This is a genomic window from Pseudoxanthomonas sp. (genome assembly GCF_051953815.1).
In the GTDB taxonomy this organism is placed as follows: Bacteria; Pseudomonadota; Gammaproteobacteria; order Xanthomonadales; family Xanthomonadaceae; genus Pseudoxanthomonas_A.
On sequence record NZ_JBQCIJ010000046.1, the window covers coordinates 36,842 to 54,757 of the forward strand.

At 66.8% G+C, this 17,916-nt stretch carries 20 protein-coding genes; 4 read left to right on the forward strand and 16 right to left on the reverse strand.

Annotated features, from left to right (window positions below):
- Positions 1-77: 77 nt before the first annotated feature.
- From ACTHN1_RS14070 to ykgO, 16 genes are all read right to left on the reverse strand, one after another.
- Positions 78-854, reverse strand: a complete 777-nt coding sequence (locus tag ACTHN1_RS14070) for a ferredoxin--NADP reductase (RefSeq protein ID WP_440471561.1) — start codon at positions 852-854, stop codon at positions 78-80.
- 40 nt (positions 855-894) lie between these two features.
- Positions 895-1,248, reverse strand: coding sequence for a DUF3325 domain-containing protein (locus ACTHN1_RS14075; RefSeq protein ID WP_440471562.1), 354 nt, complete (start codon positions 1,246-1,248; stop codon positions 895-897).
- Positions 1,245-2,870, reverse strand: coding sequence for a PepSY-associated TM helix domain-containing protein (locus ACTHN1_RS14080; protein ID WP_440471563.1), 1,626 nt, complete (start codon positions 2,868-2,870; stop codon positions 1,245-1,247). Before ACTHN1_RS14080 ends, ACTHN1_RS14075 begins: the two co-directional genes overlap by 4 nt.
- Entirely contained in the window at positions 2,867-3,187 is a 321-nt protein-coding gene (locus tag ACTHN1_RS14085; RefSeq protein WP_440471564.1) for a DUF3649 domain-containing protein, read from the reverse strand. Before ACTHN1_RS14085 ends, ACTHN1_RS14080 begins: the two co-directional genes overlap by 4 nt.
- A 169-nt stretch (positions 3,188-3,356) precedes the next feature.
- Complete coding sequence (locus ACTHN1_RS14090; RefSeq protein ID WP_440471565.1) at positions 3,357-5,609, reverse strand: TonB-dependent siderophore receptor; 2,253 nt, start codon at positions 5,607-5,609, stop codon at positions 3,357-3,359.
- Positions 5,610-5,735: 126 nt separating this feature from the next.
- Positions 5,736-6,047 carry a DUF4880 domain-containing protein gene (locus tag ACTHN1_RS14095; RefSeq protein WP_440471566.1) on the reverse strand — a complete coding sequence of 104 codons (312 nt, stop codon included), beginning with the start codon at positions 6,045-6,047 and terminating at the stop codon, positions 5,736-5,738.
- A gap of 30 nt (positions 6,048-6,077) precedes the next feature.
- Positions 6,078-6,602 carry an RNA polymerase sigma factor gene (locus ACTHN1_RS14100; protein WP_440471567.1) on the reverse strand — a complete coding sequence of 175 codons (525 nt, stop codon included), beginning with the start codon at positions 6,600-6,602 and terminating at the stop codon, positions 6,078-6,080.
- An 82-nt stretch (positions 6,603-6,684) separates the two neighbouring features.
- On the reverse strand, positions 6,685-7,530 hold the full coding sequence (locus tag ACTHN1_RS14105; RefSeq protein WP_440471568.1) for a hypothetical protein: 846 nt from the start codon (positions 7,528-7,530) through the stop codon (positions 6,685-6,687).
- 19 nt (positions 7,531-7,549) lie between these two features.
- A complete protein-coding gene (locus tag ACTHN1_RS14110) occupies positions 7,550-8,794 on the reverse strand; it encodes a TraB/GumN family protein (protein ID WP_440471569.1) in 1,245 nt (414 codons plus the stop codon).
- A gap of 4 nt (positions 8,795-8,798) precedes the next feature.
- Positions 8,799-9,329, reverse strand: coding sequence for an N-acetyltransferase family protein (locus ACTHN1_RS14115; RefSeq protein WP_440471570.1), 531 nt, complete (start codon positions 9,327-9,329; stop codon positions 8,799-8,801).
- A gap of 11 nt (positions 9,330-9,340) precedes the next feature.
- Positions 9,341-10,228, reverse strand: a complete 888-nt coding sequence (locus ACTHN1_RS14120) for a carbon-nitrogen hydrolase (RefSeq protein ID WP_440471571.1) — start codon at positions 10,226-10,228, stop codon at positions 9,341-9,343.
- Positions 10,229-10,316: 88 nt separating this feature from the next.
- The gene (locus ACTHN1_RS14125) at positions 10,317-11,606 is read right to left on the reverse strand and encodes an NTP/NDP exchange transporter (protein ID WP_440471572.1); all 1,290 of its coding nucleotides are present in this window, start codon (positions 11,604-11,606) and stop codon (positions 10,317-10,319) included.
- 7 nt (positions 11,607-11,613) lie between these two features.
- Positions 11,614-12,588: an aldo/keto reductase gene (locus tag ACTHN1_RS14130; RefSeq protein WP_440471573.1), complete on the reverse strand. Its 975-nt coding sequence runs from the start codon at positions 12,586-12,588 to the stop codon at positions 11,614-11,616.
- A 180-nt stretch (positions 12,589-12,768) separates the two neighbouring features.
- On the reverse strand, positions 12,769-13,806 hold the full coding sequence (locus ACTHN1_RS14135) for an agmatine deiminase family protein (protein WP_440471574.1): 1,038 nt from the start codon (positions 13,804-13,806) through the stop codon (positions 12,769-12,771).
- 20 nt (positions 13,807-13,826) lie between these two features.
- Positions 13,827-14,159, reverse strand: coding sequence for a hypothetical protein (locus ACTHN1_RS14140; RefSeq protein WP_440471575.1), 333 nt, complete (start codon positions 14,157-14,159; stop codon positions 13,827-13,829).
- Positions 14,160-14,283: 124 nt separating this feature from the next.
- Positions 14,284-14,409, reverse strand: coding sequence for a type B 50S ribosomal protein L36 (gene ykgO / locus ACTHN1_RS14145; RefSeq protein ID WP_005913193.1), 126 nt, complete (start codon positions 14,407-14,409; stop codon positions 14,284-14,286).
- Between the two features lie 159 nt (positions 14,410-14,568).
- On the opposite strand from ykgO, the gene cmk reads away from it, so the two are divergent.
- The 4 genes from cmk to ACTHN1_RS14165 all read left to right on the forward strand — a co-directional run bounded on the left by cmk (position 14,569) and on the right by ACTHN1_RS14165 (position 17,915).
- Positions 14,569-15,237: a (d)CMP kinase gene (gene cmk / locus ACTHN1_RS14150; RefSeq protein ID WP_440471576.1), complete on the forward strand. Its 669-nt coding sequence runs from the start codon at positions 14,569-14,571 to the stop codon at positions 15,235-15,237.
- Between the two features lie 202 nt (positions 15,238-15,439).
- On the forward strand, positions 15,440-17,119 hold the full coding sequence (gene rpsA, locus ACTHN1_RS14155) for a 30S ribosomal protein S1 (RefSeq protein ID WP_440471577.1): 1,680 nt from the start codon (positions 15,440-15,442) through the stop codon (positions 17,117-17,119).
- 95 nt (positions 17,120-17,214) lie between these two features.
- Positions 17,215-17,520 (forward strand): integration host factor subunit beta, encoded by a 306-nt coding sequence (locus ACTHN1_RS14160; protein WP_141452670.1) that lies wholly within the window; start codon positions 17,215-17,217, stop codon positions 17,518-17,520.
- Positions 17,521-17,636: 116 nt separating this feature from the next.
- Positions 17,637-17,915 carry a LapA family protein gene (locus ACTHN1_RS14165; RefSeq protein WP_440471578.1) on the forward strand — a complete coding sequence of 93 codons (279 nt, stop codon included), beginning with the start codon at positions 17,637-17,639 and terminating at the stop codon, positions 17,913-17,915.
- Position 17,916 lies beyond the last annotated feature (1 nt).

Consider the following 17,916-nt stretch of genomic DNA (forward strand, 5'->3'; position numbering starts at 1 on the left):
GCGCGGCGGACCTAACCTGACAGGAAGGCCGGCGAAAGCCGGCCTTCTTTTTCTGTCGGCCGAGGCGCGGAGAGGAGCTACTTCTCCACGAACGCACGCTCGAACACGTAATCGCCCGGATGGCCGGTGCGCGGCGAACACTGGAAACCCAGCTGATCCAGCAGCGCGCGGATTTCCGCCAGCATCGCCGGACTGCCGCAGATCATGAAGCGGTCGCGCTCCGGATGCGGCGGCGGCAGTCCACTGGAAGCGGCTAGCCGGCCGTCGGCGATCCGGTCGGTGAGCCGGCCCTGGTTGCGGAAGTCCTCGCGGGTCACGGTGGGGTGGTAGATCAGTTTCCGCCGGATCTGCGCGCCTAGGAACGGATGTTCGGGCAGTTCCCGCTCGATGAAAGCCGAATAGGCCAGGTCGCTGACATGACGCACCCCGTGGGCGACGATGACTTTCTCGTAGCGCTCGTAGGTTTCCGGGTCCTGGATGATGCTCATGAACGGCGCCAACCCGGTGCCGGTGCCCAGCAGATACAGGTGCCTGCCGGGATGCAGGTCATGCAGCACCAGCGTCCCGGTGGGCTTGCGGCTGACCAGTACCGGATCGCCCACCCGCAGATGCTGGAGGCGCGAGGTCAACTGACCTTCCTGGACCTTGATGCTGAAGAATTCCAGATGTTCTTCCCAGTGCGGGCTGGCGATGCTGTAGGCGCGCATCAGCGGACGCCCCTCGACCTCCAGTCCAATCATCACGAAATGCCCGCTCTCGAAGCGCAGGCCGGGATCGCGGGTGGTGCGGAACGAGAACAGGTTGTCGTTCCAGTGATGGACATGGGTGACGCGCTCGATTGCGTGCAGGCTCATCGATGGACTCCGGAACGGGAAGAACGGCAAGGGCAGGGACTCATGCCAACCACGCATGCAGTGCCGCGAGTGTGGTGAGGCCTGCCAGGGTCCAGCCGAGGCCAGTCAGCCAGCGGGGGCGATAAGGCAGCACGCCGAGCGCGAGCGACAGTCCCGCGGCGGTCATCGCGCCCAGCCAGATGACCGGACCCCGGGCCCAGCCTTCCGCCTGGCTGGCGACGAGCAGCGCGAGTATCAGCAGAATCCAACCCAGCCCGCGCCACCAGCGCATGCGCGCCGCGCCGGCACGCGCGGTGCCATGCAGATCCATCTGATGCTTTTCCATCGACAAGCACAACGCGGTGAAGCCGGAATAGGCCAGCGTGGTCAACAACAGGAACAGTGGCAGGCTCATGCGGTGGCCTCCGTCGTTGCCGCGTCCGGGGCGCCGGCGGCCTGTCGTCGTCGCGTCGCCGCGCTCACCGGCGGCTGCCAGCGCTGCATGCGGCGACCCGCACACGCCAGTCCGGCGCCCAAAGCGAGCATGGTCAGGTCGAAGCCCGCGAGCACCCAGTCGTGACACGCGATGGATACCCCCAGATGCGTCGAGGTGGTCAGTGCGTTGAGCAGGGGCAGGAGCAGGAACAGCAAGGCGGCCAGATAGAGCTGCCACGCCCACATCGCGCGCCGGGGCCAGGCGAACGCCGCCAGCAGCGCCAGCGCCCAGGCGATGAAGAACACGTTCGCCTCGGCGGAGGCGCGTTCGACAAGGGTCAGCGGCAGCAGGCGATTGCCCCAGAAATAGGCGGCGAACGCGATCGGCAGGCCCGCGACCGTGCCGATGTTGAGCGCATCCACCAGGCGCAGGCCGAAGCCGATGCGTCCCGCTTTCAGGTGCTTGGGACGCTCTTTGATCGCCCACAGGATCACGCCGCTGGCGACCATCAGGCAGCCGGCCAGCCCGGACAGGAAAAACAGCGCGCGCAGCAGCGGATCGGCGAAGCGGGCCAGGTGCAGGCCATACAACACCCCACGGGTGCGGGTGGCGCCGCCCGGCGCTGGGCTGGCATCAAGCAGATGGCCGCTGACGCCATCGAACCGCAGCGACGGCGTGTCGATCGACAGGCGCTTGGCGGTCCGCTGGAAAACATCCACCACCGCGCCGGCGTCGCCGGGATGCTGCACGCTGAAACCGCCGGGCTCGCCTCCCCGCCAATGCAGGCGGGAGGTCTCCAGCAACTGCGCGATGGCGATTCCCCGCGCCGGCTGGCCGGTGGCCTCGCGTGGTTCGCCGAACTGGGCGAACGCCGCGCTGAAGAATGCGTCTTCGTCATCCGGATAGGCCGCCTGCACACCCCAGGGCAGGTACATGAACATCAGGGTGACGATGCCGGTATAGGTGATCATCGCGTGGTAGGGCAGTGCCATCACCGCGCTCACGTTGTGGAAATCCAGCCACGAACGCTGGCCCTTGCCGGGCCGGAAGGTGAAGAAGTCCTTGAAGATCTTCTTGTGGGTGATCACACCGGTGATGATCGCCACCAGCATGAACATCGCGCAGAAACCGACCAGATAGCGCGCCCACACGACCGGAAGGTAGTGCAGATCGAAATGCAGGCGGTAGAAGAAGTCGCCGCCACGGGTTTCGCGCGCGGCGATGGCCTCGCCGGTATCGGGATTGACGGTGGCGTCGCCGAAGCGGCCACCGCGACGTCCGCGACGCGTGCCTTCCTGCGGCGGCGAGGCCGATTCCGGATTGCGCCAGAACACCCGCAGGGCGCCGTTGCGTTCGTCCGGCAGGGTAACGGTCCAGCTTTCGGCGTGTGCGGCGTGTCGTTGCAGGTATTGCACGGCGCGTTCGGCCGCCACCGCCCCGCGCGCGGTGGTCGTGGGCACTTCCGGGCGCATCCAGCGGCTGATTTCCTCGCGGTAATAACTGGCGGTCCCGGCCATGAAGATCAGCAGCAGGAACCAGCCCACCAGCAGCCCGGTCCAGGTGTGCAGCCAGGCCATGGATTGGCGGAATCCCTGCTTCATGCCGGACGCCCGAGCCAGACGGTAGCCGCTCCCATGGCCAGCGCCGGCAACGCGATGCCGAGCCAAGCGCGCAGCGCCGAACGTGTGGCGAAGGCCCACAATGCCGCGCAGGCGCATGCGACGATCGCGAGCAGCATGCCGGTCAGCACGGCCTGCGCGCGCTCCATCGGCAGCGCCAGGGCGAGAAAGGACGAAGTGGTGGCGGCCAGGGCATAGCCGCCGACGATGGCCGCGATGCTGCGCGAGGTGATGCCGGCGCGGGGATGCCGGAATACGTCGGCGATGCGTGGTGGAAAAGGAGGGAAGGGAGCGTTCACGAACAAGTCCAGGCCGGGGCGGGAGACAGGCGGGCACTGATGCCACCTGTCCGCGTGCCGCCTTCCCTGGCGGCGGCCGGCGCGCGGCGCCGGTGTCCATCCACTGACAACGATCCAGGCCCCGGCATCCCTCAATGGATGTCGGGACCGGTGCGGCGTATGCGGGAAATCAGAGCCGGATCCGCAGGTTCAGCGTGACGTTACGCGGCTCGCCCCAATGCACGCCGTTGTAGAAACCCATCCGGCTGTAATAGTCCTTGTCCAGCAGGTTGTTGATGTTGAGGCTGGCGCTGATGTTGTCGCTGAAGCGATAGGTGGCCGACAGGTTGAGCAGATGGAACGCGGGTTGTTCCAACGGTGCGCCGCGTTGGGTCAAGGGGGTGCCGGTGGCCGGGTTGTAGGCGCCGGTGGGGCGGTTGCCGGTACCGGTGAGCTTGCCCTGCCAGGTGACGCCACCGCCGATGCTCAGGCGGTTCCAGCGGCCGGGCAGGCGGTAGTACGTGTTGAGACGGAACAGATCCACCGGCTGCATGGTGTTGATGCGCACGCCGGCCGCGTTCTCCGCCTTTGCGTGGGTGAAGCCGCCGGCGATGTTCCAGTTCTCGTTGAACTGGCCCTGCAGTTCCAGTTCCCAGCCCTGCACCTTGTTGCCCTTGCCGGTGGACTTATAGGCATAGGTGGGCGAGCCGTTGACGATGATCGGCGGGACCGAATCATCGATTTCGGCGAGGTTGTCCTGTTCGCTGCGGAACACCGCCGCGCTCGCGTTGAGTCCGCCATCGAAGAATTCGCCCTTCAGACCCAACTCGTAGCTGCCGCCCTCGATCGGATCCAGGTAGCGGTTGTCGCGGTCGCGGTACTCCTGCGGCTTGAAGATGCTGGTGTAGCTGGCGTACGCCGTGAGCCGGTCGCTGAAGTCGTACAGCACGCCGGCGTAGGGCGTGAACACGTCATCGACCTGGTAGCCGCCACGCGCTTCCAGAGTGCCGGCGGCGTTGTAGCGCTCCTCGTTCGCGGTTTCCCAGTTGCTGGAACGCGCGCCGACGACGGCCTTGAGCGCATCGGTGAAGGTCAGGCGCGCCGCGACGAAGCCGGCGGTCTGCTTGACCCGCGACCGATAGCCGTCGTGTCCATAACGCACGACGCCGAACCGGGGCACGTTGCCATCCCAACTGCGCCAATCGGGAATACGCAGGTACTCGTCCCAACTGGCGTAGCCGGGTGGCAGCACGTTCTCGGTGTAGGGCGTGTACTCGCGCTGGGTCAGTGTGCTGTAGCCGGCCAGCAGTGTGTGCTCGCGCCCGAACAAACGGAACGGGCCGCCGACATTGAATTCCCAGGCATCACTGCGGGTGCTGCCGAGGAAGCGCGAGTTCCACACGGTGATGCCGCCACCGTCGGGGCGCGGGAAACCGTTGCCACCGTAGAACATGTAACCATCGGTGTCGCTGTCGGCGCGGGTGTAGGCCAACCGCGCCAGCCAACCATTGCCGAAGCCCTGCTCCAGGCGGGCGAACGCCTGCCGGTCCTCACGTGGCCAGGAACTCCACTTTGCCGAGAAATTGGTGTTGCGTGGCAGCCGCGCCAGCCGCCCATCGGCCATCCAGTAGGGCACCGTGCCCCAGGTGGCGCCCCGGGTTTCCGGCGATTGGTAGTCGTAGCCGGCGGTGAGCAGCGTGCGTGGGCTCAGGTCGGCTTCGATGACGCCGTACAGGACATCCTTGTCCAGGGTGTAGAAGTCGCGCCAGGAGTCGCTTTGCTGCTTGGCGGCGACCAGACGGCCACGCAGGCGGCCGCCCCAGCCCAGCGGGCCGCTGATATCGGTTTCGAAGCGATGATTGCTCCAGCGGCCCACGGTGAGCGCGGTGGTCATCGCGAACTCGGAGGTGGGGCGCTTGCGTATCAGGTTGATGGTGCCGGAGGGATCGCCGGCGCCGGTGGTCAGGCCGGTGGCGCCGCGCACCACCTCGATGCGTTCGTAGACCGCCGAATCGCCGTCGGCTTTCACGTAGCCGCCGGTGTTGAGCATGCCGTCGACCTGGATGTTGTTGATGGCGTAGCCGCGCGAGTTGTAGCTGACACGCTCGCTGTCGGTGTACTGGACGAACACGCCGGTGACCTGCTGCATCACGCCCGACAGGCTGAAGAGCCCCATGTCGTCCAGGCGCTGGCGGGTGATGACGGTGACCGATTGCGGCGTTTCGCGCAGCGACAGGTTCAATTTGGTCGCGCTGCCGGTTTCGCGGACGGTATAGGAGTGCTTGTTTTCCTTTTCGCCATGGACCTCGACCGCGTCCAGCGTGGTGGGACCGCCGGAGGCCGCCTGCGCGCCGGCGAGCGCGGGCAGCAGGGCGCAGGCCAGGGCGATGGCTTGCGCCAGCGGATGGCGGAAGGGAAGGGTGGGAACGAGGGTGGGAGACATGATGTGATTCCTGGAGTGACGTGACGTTCGCCCCGGGTGGGGTGCGGACGTACAACGCGCCGGCAACGGGAATCACTCAACAAGCGTGGGCGTGTCGTTCTCAGCGGAATCGCCTGGCAAGCAGGCTCAGCGAAACAGGTAATACAGGCCCACGCCCGACAGCAGCAGGGCCGCAATGGCCAGCCACCAGGGATTGCGTCGAAAGGACATGGAACGAGACGCGACGTGGCCGGATTCATCCGCCAGCCATCGCGCAGGCTGTTCCAGTTGATCCGACAATTGCAGGGTCTCTTCCCAGGCGATCTGGTGTGCGGGCGTTTCCAGCCAGGCCAGGAAACGGTTCTGCTCGGCGTCGTCCATCGGCGTGCCCGAATGCAGGCGCACGTACCAGGCGATGGCCTGGTCTTGCGGGGATGGGGTCTCGTGGGGTGCCGACATGGGTGCCTGCGAGCGGGGCCTGTGTGCGGGTCAGGTCAAGGGGCAACGTTCGCCGGGCAGCGGCGTTGACTCCGCCTGGGCACGTTGGTGCAGGAAGTCGCGGCATCGCTGCATGGCCAGCATCATCTCTTTTTCGACGGTGCTGGTCGATACGCCCAGCGCCTTGCCGATCTGGGGATAGGTGCAGCCGTCGATGCGTTGCATCAGGAACACCCGCTGCGTCCGCGGCGGGAGCGTGCGCAGGATGCGCAGGAGACCTTCCAGCCTCGCGCGACTGTCGACGGTCTGTTCCGGCGTGCAGGCCGCGTCCGCCTCTTGGGCGCTCTGCCGCGCGTGCTCGCTGCGCACGCGGCGTGCGCGCAGGTGATCCAGCGCCAGGTTCTGCGCCGTGCGGAACACCAGGCTCAGATCGGCTTCGCCCAACTGGCGATCCTTCAGCCGCAGGTAGGTGTCCTGCACGATGTCCTCGGCCGTGCAGTCACAGCCGACGATGCGGCGGACCAGGTGAACGATGCGCTGGCGCTCGCGGACGAAAACGCGGGTGAATCCATCCATGCCGTCGGCTGTTATGACAATTTATGCAAATGATAGTCATTATCATTTGAGCGGGCAACCGCCATCGGGCGCGGGATGGGCGTCAGCGGCTGTGAAACAGCACGGGGACGTCGCCGCGAACAGCTTCGTCGGTGCGCAGCCAGGTGACGTCCGCCACAGGGTGGGTGCAGGGACCCAGGGTGACGACACGCAGCGGCCGCGTTCGGGCATGCCGGGCCAGGATGGCCAGCATGTCGGCGAGCATTGCTCCGGTGAAAGGGGAATACAGATAGAACACGGTACCGGTGGAAAGGTCGGCGGCACGTGCGTCGTCGGCGATGAATCGCACCCGTTCCAGGGCCAACGCTTCGGCGCTGAGCCGCGCGCTGGCGACGTACGCGGGCTCCAGTTCGACGCCCAGGCAGGTCGCGGGGGTGAGGATGGCGGCCAGCAGTGGCAGATGGCCCAGCCCGGAGCCGAGATCGATCAGGACGTCGGATTCGCGCAGGTCCAGCCGCCGCAGCAACGCGAACAGGTGCCGTGCCGGCGTCGGTTGATAAAACACCATCCCGGGCCGCAGCACGCCGATGTCGGCGGATGGCGCATCCACGGCCAGCACTTGAGCGATCAGCGTGTCCAGCGCATCGTAGTCATCGCCGTGGGGCGCCTCGCCGGCCGTGGACGGACCTGGCAGGGCGGCAAGGGCGTCGGCGCCGCGACCGCTCCGGATGGCCTCGCGCAGCGAGGCACAGAACGCGCCATGGATGTCTTCCAGCTCCGCGCGCAGGTCTTCCGACTGCCGGAAGAGCATAGGGTCGGCCTGGAAGCCGGTCGCTTCCAGGCGATCCAGCACGTCGCCGCGACGACGCCATTCCGCGGGTACTCGCAGGGAGGGATCGATTTTCCAGCGTTGCAACTGCGACCACAGGACGGCGAGCGGATCGCGCATGGGCATGCGGAGGAGGAGCTCAGCCGAACAGCTTGCCCAGCATGCGCAGGCCGCCCGTCCAGACGCCGATGGCGGTGCCGAAGCTGGTCAGGAAGAAGTTGAGCAGGATGCGCGCCACCCGGTTGCGCCACCAGCCGCGCAGGGTCTGCACGTCGTCGCGCAGGGCCATGAAGTCCGCATAGGTGGGCTTGCGCAGGGTGGCTTCGACCAGCGCGCTGACCGTGCCCGACGCCAATGCCGGGTGCAGCGGCGTAAGGGGGGACGCGATGAACGCGGCCACGATGCTCAGGGGATGTCCGCCGGCGATGGCGCAACCCAGCGCGCCCAGCACGCCGGTCACCAGCACCCACTGGACGATGAGATCGGAGCCGACGTCGACGCCGCCGCGATAGAAACCCCAGGCGAAACCGCCGAGCACGAACGCCGTCAGCAGGAGGGTGAACCACGGAATGCTGCTCTTCTCGGGAATGTGTTCGAGCTCGGCCAGGGTGGCCGCCGGCTCGTCCCGGTCCTCGCGCAGATGCCGGGCCAGGCCGTGCAGATGGCCGGCGCCGACCACCGCCAGCATTTCGTGCGGCCGTTCGCCCGCCTGCAACGCGCTGCCGGCCTGGCGCAGGCGGGTGGCCATGTAGCGATCGCGTTCGGCGATCACGGTTTCATACAGCGCCGGGTTGTCCTGGGCGAACTCGCCGAAGCTGGATTCCAGCATGTCGCCCTGCTTGAGCTTCTCGATCTCGGCATCGCCCACTTCCTCGTCGGCGAACATGCCGGCCAGGATGCCGGCGCTGATCTTGGCCCGGCCCCACCAGCTCAACCGCTGCAGGGCGCGCTTGAAGGTCAGGCCGACTTCGCGATCGATCAGGTGCACCGGCAGGCCGCGTTCGCGCGCATTGAGCGCGCCGGCCTTGAGCTCGGCGCCCGGTTCCACATCCAGCTGCTCGGCGAGTCGGCGCTGGTAGGCGGCCAGCGCGAGGTTGGCGGCGAACAGGTGGGTCTTGCCTTCACGCAGCACCTTGATGAGGTCCAGCTTCGCCAGCGCGTCGGGATCGGTGAGCGATTGCAGGCGGCCGGCATCGAGTTCGACCGCCACGCTGTCGTAGGCGCCACTGGCGACCGCGGCCCGCACCGCGTCCACGCTGCTGCGCGAAACATGGGCGGTGCCCAGCAGGGTGTAGCGGACGCCATCGCGTTCGACGATCTGGTGCGGCTGGCCGGCCAGCGGATCGTGCATGGCCGGAACGGGAGAGGGCGTGGGGTCGTTCATGGTGTCATTCATCGGAAGGGGCCGTGCCGACGCCCGCGCCGAGGGCGCGCTGCATCTGCACGGTATCGAGCCAGCGGCCGTGCTTGCGGCCCAGGCCCTGGAAAACGCCGACGGTGTGGAAGCCGAGTTTTTCGTGCAAAGCGACCGAAGCGCCATTGGCGGGTTCGCCGATCACCGCCACCATCTGGCGGAAACCTTTCGCCTCGCAGGCGTCAATCAGGCGTTGCAGCAACGCCCTGCCGATGCCCTGGCCCTGGTGATCCGGCGCGATGTAGACCGTGTCCTCCACGGTCCAGCGGTAGCCGATGCGGCTGCGGTAGCTGCTGGCATAGGCGTAACCGGCGAAGCGCCCGTCACGCTCGGCGACGAAATAGGGATAGCCCGCCGCCTGCACGGCACGCAGGCGCTGCGCCATTTCCGCTTCGTCGGGCACGTCGTACTCGTAGGTCGCCACGCGTTCGCGTACTTCCTCGGCGTAGAGCGCGGTGATGGCCGGAATGTCGGCCTCGGTGGCGTCGCGGATGAGCAGGGGCAAGCGGTGATGCCTCAGTCGATGTAGCGCTTGAGCAGATCGCCATAGGCGTCTATGCGGCGATCGCGCAGGAACGGCCAGATCCGGCGCACGTGTTCGCTGCGCTCCATGTCCACTTCGACATTGAGGAGGGTGGCGTCGGTACCGGCCTCGGCGAGGAATTCGCCTTGCGGGCCGAGCACGTGGCTGTTGCCCCAGAACTGGATGCCGGACGCGCCCAGCGGCGAAGGTTCGTGGCCGACGCGATTGCAGCTGAGCACCGGCAGGCCGTTGGCGACCGCGTGACCGCGATGGCTCAGCACCCACGCGTCGCGCTGGCGGTTCTTCTCCTCCTGCGCGTCATCCGGATCCCAGCCGATCGCGGTGGGGTACAGCAGCAGTTCGGCGCCGGCCAGCGCCATCAGGCGCGCGGCTTCCGGATACCACTGATCCCAGCACACCAGCACGCCGAGGCGGCCCACCGAGGTATCGATTGGCTTGAAGCCGATGTCGCCGGGGGTGAAATAGAACTTCTCGTAGAACCCTGGATCGTCCGGGATGTGCATCTTGCGGTACTTGCCGGCGATGCTGCCGTCCTTTTCATAGACCACGGCGGTGTTGTGGTACAGCCCGGTGGCGCGGCGCTCGAACAGCGAGCTCACCAGCACCACGCCATGCTGCCTCGCCAGGCGGCCCAGGCGCTCGGTGCTGGGGCCGGGAATCGGTTCGGCCAGGTCGAATTCGGCGACCGACTCGTGCTGACAGAAGTACGGGCCGTTGTGCAGTTCCTGCAGCAGCACCAGACGGGCCCCGCGGCGGGCGGCCTCGGCCACGCGATCCTCGATCACCGACAGGTTGGCATCGGCATCGCCGTGGTTCTTTTCCTGGATCAGGGCGACGGGCAGGGAGGTCTTGCGGGTCATGGCGGAGGCGGGTCTGAGCGGACGCGCATGGTAACGCGGATGGCCGGGCCCCGGGCCGACCGCGGGTGAACGGCCGGTGCCGCCGGACTCAGTCGCCGGCCTGCTCGCGACGTCGCTGGGCCCGCCCCAGCCAGGCGCCATTGCCGGCCCAGACCAGGGCGATGCCGGCGCCGATGAACATCGCCAGCGCGGGATGCTCGGCGACCAGATCCAGCATCCGCTTCACCCAGCCGCTGAGCGCATCGGCGCCGCGATAGACCACGGTGTCGATGAAGTTCTTCGCCTTGTACTTGTCCTCGGCGCCGACCACCGTGTAGAGCATCTCGCGACCGGGCCGCACCAGCGCGTATTCGCCCGCGCGGCGCACCACCATCACCACCGCGAACACCGCGAAGGTCGGCGCCAGCGCCAGCCACAGGAAGCCGGCGGCGGTGACCAGCGGCACCAGCACCAGCAGGATGCCCACGCCGAGCCGCCGCGCGATCTGGCCGGTGATGAAGATCTGGGTGAGGATGGCCAGGGTCTGCACGATGGTGTCGATCAGGCCGAACACCTGGGTCTGGCGGGTGCGATCCGGGAAGTGCTCGGCCACCAGCCGCGCCTGTTCGAAGTACAGGAAGGTGCTCACGCTCGCCAGCAACAGCACGAACAGGGCGATGCCCAGCAGATAGGGCGAACGGAACACCGCCGTGGCGCCGGTGAACGGATTGCCACCGAGCGGGCGCGAACGCGCCTGCGCATCGCGCTCCGGCAGCGGATGAGCGTCGCGCCAGCGTTGCAGCCACATCGCGGCGGCGATGCTGGCGGCCAGGAACAGGGCCGACAGCAGCACGAGTCCGGCGTGTCCCAGCGGCGCCACCAGCAGCGTGCCCAGCACCGGCCCGCACAGCCCGCCCAGGCTCGCGCCACCGGCCATCAGCGCGAACAGGCGCTTGGCCTGCGCCACCACGAACAGATCCGCCAGCACGCTCCAGGCCAGCGAAATGGTCAGCAGATTGAACACCGACAGCCAGATGTAGAACGTGCGGGCGATCCAGACGTTCTCCGGTCGCCAGGCGAACAGGACCGCGAACGCCAGCAGGTTCAACGCGAAGAAACCAAAGGTCCACGGCAGGATATGCCGGCGCCGCACCCGCGCCGCCACCCAGCCGAACAGCGGCATCGCCGCCAGCGTGGCGACGAACGTACCCGTGAACAGCCACTGCAGGTTGTCCACGCCGCCGGCCACGCCCATGGTCTCGCGCACCGGGCGCAGCATGAAGTAGCCGGTGAACAGCAGGAAGAACAGCAACAGCCCCGCGACGACCGCGCCGGTTTCGCGGGGCTCGACATTGAACAGGCGGGCGATCAGGTTGGAGCGGGGCGGCGTGGCGCTCATCGGGAGCTCATGCGAACAGGGAGATCAGCGACTGGCGCTGGGCGGAATCGAGATCCGGGCCGATACCGGCGCGCAGGTTGTCGCTTTGCCGATCCGGTTTGCCGGTGGCGGGGATCACCACCGTGACCGCCGGATGGCTCAACGCGAACTTCAGGAACGCCTGCGCCCAACTGGTGATGCCCAGTTCGGCCGCCCAGCCGGGCAGCGGCTTGTCCTTGACCTGGGCGAACAACCGGCCGTCCTCGAACGCGCGGTTGATCATCACGCCCACGCCGAGATCCTGCGCCAGCGGCAGCACCCGCTTCTCCGCGCCCCGGGAGACAACCGAGTAGTTGATCTGCAGGAAATCGGGCTTCTCCGCCTGGACGACATCGGCCAGTTCGTCCTGCGCGCGCTCGACGTAGTGGGTGACGCCCACATGACGCACCTTGCCCTGCTGCTTGAGTTCGCGCGCCAGCGCCAGCTGGGTCTTCAGGTCGCCGAGGTTGTGGACCTGCAGCAGTTCGACCTTGTCGGTCCGCAGGCGACGCAGGCTGTCGTTGAACTGGGCCAGTCCTTCCTCGCGGCCGATGACGCCGGAGAGCTTGGTGGCCAGCCAGGCTTTCGGGCGCAGGTTCTGTTCCGCGAGCAAGGGACCGAGCACATCTTCCGCGGTGCCGTAGGTGGGCGCGGTATCGATGACGCTGGCGCCGGCGGCGAAGAAGCGTTTCAGCACCTCGCGCAACGGATCCTGTTCGGCGGCGCCAAGACCCACTTCAAAACTGCCGGAGGTGCCCATGCCGATGACGGGAATGCGCTCCTGCGTACGCGGAATCAGACGTGTATTGAGGGGACCGGGCGGTGGCGGTGTCGCGCTGGCGACGGGCGTCGCCTCCGGTGCGTCCTGCGACAAGCCGGCCTGGGCGGAATCGCGGCAGGCCGCCAGGCCGATGCCGGCGGCGGCCGCGGCCGTGGAAGCAAGGAACTGGCGTCGTGTGTACACCGTGGACTCCTTCGCTTTGGGCAAGCGAGCGTTATCAGTGATCGGTGTCACGCGTGTGTAAACGAAGCGTTCAACGCCGCCCCAACGAAAGACCTAGTGCGCGCGCTTTCCACCTGAAATGTGAAACGGGGCGGATTCTTGCGAATCCGCCCCGGTCAATACGCACTGCGCCGTTTGCCGTCAGGCTGTGGAGAGCAGGCCCTGCGGCAACTGCATGGTGATGCAGTGGAGGCTGCCGTTCTGCCAGATCAGCGCACGGCAGGGTACCTGCACGATCTCCCGATCAGGGTAGGCCGCCGCGAGCACCTCCGCCGCCCTGGCATCGGCCGGATCCCCGTACGCCGGCATCAGTACTGCGCCGTTGAGGATCAGGTAGTTTGCATAGGACGCGGCGAGCCGGCGGCCGTTGTCCAGCACCGGGCGCGCCCACGGCAGCGGGAACGCGCGATAGGGTTCGCCGTCGCGGGTGCGCAGGGCGGCGATATCCGCGGCCATCGCCTGCAGGGCCGCGAAGTGGGAATCGCCCGGATCGTCGCAGGCCTGGAACACGATGGCATTGCCCGGCGCGAAGCGGGCGAGGGTGTCGATGTGGGCGTCGGTGTCGTCGCCTTCCAGGTAACCGTGGTCGAGCCACAGCACCCGGTCCTGCTTCAGCCATCCGCTCAACCTGGCGGTCAGCTCTTCGCGGCTGGCCTGGGGATGACGCTCGTGCAGGCATTGCCAGGTGGTCAGCAGGGTGCCTTCTCCATCGGTCTCGATGGCGCCGCCTTCCAAAGCAAAATCAATGCTTTGGACGAAGTAGTTGTGAAACAGGTTCATGCCGGACAGTTCGCCGACCAGACGATCGTCGCGGCTGGCCTCGAACTTGCCGCCCCAACCGGTGAAGCGGAAATCCAGCAGCTTGAAGCGGCCACCGTCGCGCAGGGTGATCGGGCCGGAATCGCGCAGCCAGGTGTCGTCGTATTCGGCCGGCACGAACCGCACCCGCTCCATGTCCACACGCGCCGAGCGCAGGCGCGCCTCGGCGTAGATCTGCAGGTCGTCGTCGGCGACGCAGATCACCACGTCCTGGAAACGGGTGATCGCCGCGACCAGCGCCACGTAGGTTTCCTCGACCTCGCCCAGGCGTTCGGCCCAGTCGGTATCGGCATGCGGCCAGGCGATCAGGATCGCGGACTGGGGCTCCCATTCGGCGGGAAAGCGGAAAGCGTCGGTCATCGTACGAATCGGCAGCGGTATCAGCGGATGGGCGGCTTGGGTCCGATTTCGTCCGGACCCGCCTGGTTGGCGACCACGTCGATCACGCGGTCGCGTTCGAAATAAATGGTGAAGGCGGGGTAGACCCAGCGCTGGATGGTAGGCCACTGGCGTTTCTGGCCGCCCCGGGGTTCCAGTTTCTGCTGCGGACTCCCGAAGCGCGCCTGCACCTGCGCGCTGGTCCAGCCGCGCACGGGCGCCGCCTGGGTGGCGGTCTCCTGCACCCGTTCGATGAGCAGCGTATCGGCGGCGGACGCGTGGATGGCCAGGCCCAGCAGCACGGACATCGGGACGACGAGGACGCGACGGTTCATGGCGGATTTCCCCGGGAAAGAGGCGGCCTTTATAGCAAATGCCGTGCAACAAAAAACCGCCCGAAGGCGGCTTTCCGGGAGTCCCGCGCAGGTCAGGCCGAAGCACTGCCCGCGACGCGGAAACTCAGCGCTGGCGCGCCTTGAAACGCGGATTGGACTTGCAGATCACGAAGACCTTGCCGCGACGACGGACCACCTTGCAGTCGCGGTGACGGGTCTTCGCCGACTTCAGGGAGGACAGGACCTTCATGATGAAACCTCGGCGTAAAAGAATATGGGGCGAAACGAAGCCCGCTATTCTAAAGGCATTTCCCCAGCTGTATCAAGTGGTTGCCTGGGCTGGCGGGAAACCGGCGGGGGCAGGGCGCGGGCGGGGCGGCATAATAGGCGCAAAACCACAGGATTCCCCATGCCCGAGAGCACTCCCGTCCTCACCATCGATGGCCCTTCCGGCGCCGGCAAGGGCACGGTCAGCCGCATCGTCGCCGACCGCCTGGGCTGGCATTACCTGGATTCCGGCGCGCTCTACCGCGCCGTCGGGGTGGCCGCGAGCTGGGCGGATCTGGACATTTCCGACCCTGCGGCGCTGGTCCGCTGCACCTTCGATACCCGGGTACGCTTCCAGGACGGCCCGCAGGGGCTGCGGGTCATCGTTGACGACGTCGACGCCACCGAGGAGTTGCGGCTGGAAACGACCGGCGCGCTTGCTTCGGCCATCGCTGCCATTCCCGAGGTCCGGTCGGCGCTGAAGGAACGCCAGCGGGCCTTCCGGCAGGCTCCCGGACTGGTCGCGGACGGCCGCGACATGGGCACGGTGATCTTCCCGGACGCCCCCTACAAGGTGTTCCTGACCGCCAGCGCCGAGGAACGGGCGGAAAGGCGCTATAAGCAGTTGAAAGACAAAGGGGTTTCGGTTACCTTAGACGGTCTGCTACGCGAGATTCTCGCCCGCGACGCCCGTGACGCGCAGCGCACGGTGGCGCCCCTGCGGCCGGCCGACGACGCCGTCCACATCGACACCACCGGCCTGGGCATCGACGAAGTCGTGGCGCGCGTACTGGCCATCGTGAGCCGTTGATCGCAATTCATCGCGGCGACTCACGGGTCCGGCACGCCGCGGAATCCGCCAGCAGAAACAGCCCCGTTCTCCGGTGTCCGCACCGGGGCGACGGTTTTTTCCACTTCAACTACACACGGCACTTTTCATCCGTGCCGAAAGGGTGGACGGGGGAACGCCGCCAGGCGCGCACCCGTCCGTGTGTCCAACCGAGTAATCAACAATGACCGAATCATTTGCCGAACTGTTTGAACAGAGCCAGACCCAACTGGCCAAGCTGAAGCCGGGCGCCATCGTCACCGGCGTCGTCGTGGAAGTCCGCAACGACGTGGTGGTGATCAACGCCGGCCTGAAGTCCGAAGGCATCGTGCCGATCGAACAGTTCCGGAACGACGCCGGCGAGATCGACGTGGGCGTGGGCGACGAAGTGAAGGTGGCCCTCGACTCGATCGAGAACGGCTTCGGCGAAACCGTCCTGTCGCGCGAGAAGGCCAAGCGCGCCATGGTGTGGGACGAGCTGGAGCAGGCGCTGGAGAAGAACGAAACCATCACCGGCCGCATCAGCGGCAAGGTCAAGGGTGGTTTCACCGTCGACATCAAGGACGTCCGTGCGTTCCTGCCGGGCTCGCTGGTCGACGTCCGTCCGGTCCGCGACCCGGGCTACCTGGAAGGCAAGGAGCTGGAGTTCAAGCTCATCAAGCTGGATCGCAAGCGCAACAATGTGGTCGTCTCCCGCCGCGCGGTGGTCGAGAGCGAGCATTCGGAAGAGCGCGAGCAGCTGATGGACAAGCTGCAGGAAGGCGTGGTGCTGAAGGGTGTGGTCAAGAACCTCACCGACTACGGCGCGTTCGTCGACCTGGGCGGCATCGACGGCCTGCTGCACATCACCGACATGGCGTGGAAGCGCGTGCGTCATCCGTCCGAAGTGGTCGAGGTCGGCCAGGAGCTGGACGTCCGCGTGCTCAAGTACGACCGTGAGCGCAACCGCGTCTCGCTGGGCCTGAAGCAGCTGGGCGAGGATCCGTGGGACAACATCGCCCGCCGTTACCCGGCCAACAGCCGCGTGTTCGGCAAGGTCTCCAACGTCACCGATTACGGCGCGTTCGTCGAGATCGAGCCGGGCGTGGAAGGCCTGGTGCACGTGTCCGAGATGGACTGGACCAACAAGAACGTCAATCCGTCCAAGGTCGTGCAGGTCGGCGACGAAGTCGAAGTGATGGTGCTGGACGTGGACGAAGAGCGTCGTCGCATCTCGCTGGGCATGAAGCAGGTTGCCGCCAATCCGTGGGAAACCTTCGCCGCCACCCACAAGAAGAACGACAAGGTGTCCGGCCAGATCAAGTCGATCACCGACTTCGGCATCTTCATCGGCCTGGACGGCGGCATCGACGGCCTGGTCCACCTGTCCGACATCAGCTGGAACACCACCGGCGAAGACATCGTGCGCAACTTCAAGAAGGGCGACACGCTGGAAGCCGTGGTGCTGGCCGTCGACCCGGAGCGCGAGCGCATCAGCCTGGGCGTGAAGCAGCTGGAGCAGGATCCGTTCGGCCAGTACATGGCGGCGCATCCGAAGGGCTCGAAGGTCGAAGGCGTGGTGAAGGAAGTCGACGCCAAGGGCGCCGTGATCGAGCTGGCCGACGGCATCGAGGGCTATGTGTCGGCACGCGACATCGCCAACGAGCGCATCGACGACGCCAGCCAGCACCTGAAGGTGGGCGACAAGATCGAAGCCAAGTTCATCGGCATGGATCGCAAGGGCCGCACCCTGCAGCTGTCGATCAAGGCCAAGGACGAAGCCGAGATGCGCGAAGTGCTGGAGGAATACCAGTCGGCTTCCGGCGGCACCACCCAGCTCGGCGCGCTGCTGCGCGCGCAGCTGGACGGCAACAAGTCCGAGTAAGCCAAGCAAGTCCGTTGTAAGCAACACAAGCTTCCGGCCGGCCCGGGTCTCAGACCCGGGCCGGTACGGAACGTACCCGCCCGACAGCCTGCGCGATGACCAAATCAGAACTCATCGAAATCCTGACCCGCCGCCAGCCGCACTTGAAGGCCGAAGATGTCGATCTGGCCGTGAAGGCGTTGCTGGAAATGATGGCAGGGGCGCTGGCGCAGGGCGATCGCATCGAAATCCGCGGTTTTGGCAGTTTCTCGCTGCACTACCGTCCGCCCCGCATGGGGCGCAATCCCAAGACCGGCGATTCGGTTGCGCTGCCGGCCAAGCATGTTCCCCATTTCAAGCCCGGCAAGGAACTGCGCGAACGCGTCAGCGATGTCACGCCGGTGGAAGAAAGCGCGGACTGATCTGTTCCATCCCGACAGGCTGCGGGGCTGTATTCCAGGGCGGAGCGCATCCGGTTACGCGCGGAGCCGCCGCTCGGCTAAGCTAGCGCCGACTGGCAAGCACAGGGAGTTGCCCGATGAGTACCGTCCGCCTGGTTGTCGCACTGATTTTTCTCGCCGCCGGTCTGGTGATCGGCGTGCTCAACACGCAGCCGATCGTCCTGAAGCTGTTGTTCACCGAGATCCCGACCTCGTCCGGCGTCGCGATCATCCTCTCGCTGCTGTTCGGGGTGCTGATTGGCGGCCTCATCGTCATGGCGACGATGGTCTTGCCGCTCTATGCCCGCCTGCGCAAGGCCAGCAAGGCTCCGGCACCCGCTCCCTCCGTAACGCCGACTTCCGGCACGGGCCCCTGAT

Coding starts and splice junctions, on each gene's coding strand:
- ACTHN1_RS14070 (WP_440471561.1), bottom strand. CDS start 854: ATGAGCCTGCACGCAATCGAGCGCGTCACCCATGTCCATCACTGGAAC.
- ACTHN1_RS14075 (WP_440471562.1), bottom strand. CDS start 1,248: ATGAGCCTGCCACTGTTCCTGTTGTTGACCACGCTGGCCTATTCCGGC.
- ACTHN1_RS14080 (WP_440471563.1), bottom strand. CDS start 2,870: ATGAAGCAGGGATTCCGCCAATCCATGGCCTGGCTGCACACCTGGACC.
- ACTHN1_RS14090 (WP_440471565.1), bottom strand. CDS start 5,609: ATGTCTCCCACCCTCGTTCCCACCCTTCCCTTCCGCCATCCGCTGGCG.
- ACTHN1_RS14095 (WP_440471566.1), bottom strand. CDS start 6,047: ATGTCGGCACCCCACGAGACCCCATCCCCGCAAGACCAGGCCATCGCC.
- ACTHN1_RS14100 (WP_440471567.1), bottom strand. CDS start 6,602: ATGGATGGATTCACCCGCGTTTTCGTCCGCGAGCGCCAGCGCATCGTT.
- ACTHN1_RS14105 (WP_440471568.1), bottom strand. CDS start 7,530: ATGCGCGATCCGCTCGCCGTCCTGTGGTCGCAGTTGCAACGCTGGAAA.
- ACTHN1_RS14110 (WP_440471569.1), bottom strand. CDS start 8,794: ATGAACGACCCCACGCCCTCTCCCGTTCCGGCCATGCACGATCCGCTG.
- ACTHN1_RS14120 (WP_440471571.1), bottom strand. CDS start 10,228: ATGACCCGCAAGACCTCCCTGCCCGTCGCCCTGATCCAGGAAAAGAAC.
- ACTHN1_RS14125 (WP_440471572.1), bottom strand. CDS start 11,606: ATGAGCGCCACGCCGCCCCGCTCCAACCTGATCGCCCGCCTGTTCAAT.
- ACTHN1_RS14135 (WP_440471574.1), bottom strand. CDS start 13,806: ATGACCGACGCTTTCCGCTTTCCCGCCGAATGGGAGCCCCAGTCCGCG.
- ACTHN1_RS14140 (WP_440471575.1), bottom strand. CDS start 14,159: ATGAACCGTCGCGTCCTCGTCGTCCCGATGTCCGTGCTGCTGGGCCTG.
- ykgO (WP_005913193.1), bottom strand. CDS start 14,409: ATGAAGGTCCTGTCCTCCCTGAAGTCGGCGAAGACCCGTCACCGCGAC.
- cmk (WP_440471576.1), top strand. CDS start 14,569: ATGCCCGAGAGCACTCCCGTCCTCACCATCGATGGCCCTTCCGGCGCC.
- rpsA (WP_440471577.1), top strand. CDS start 15,440: ATGACCGAATCATTTGCCGAACTGTTTGAACAGAGCCAGACCCAACTG.
- ACTHN1_RS14160 (WP_141452670.1), top strand. CDS start 17,215: ATGACCAAATCAGAACTCATCGAAATCCTGACCCGCCGCCAGCCGCAC.
- ACTHN1_RS14165 (WP_440471578.1), top strand. CDS start 17,637: ATGAGTACCGTCCGCCTGGTTGTCGCACTGATTTTTCTCGCCGCCGGT.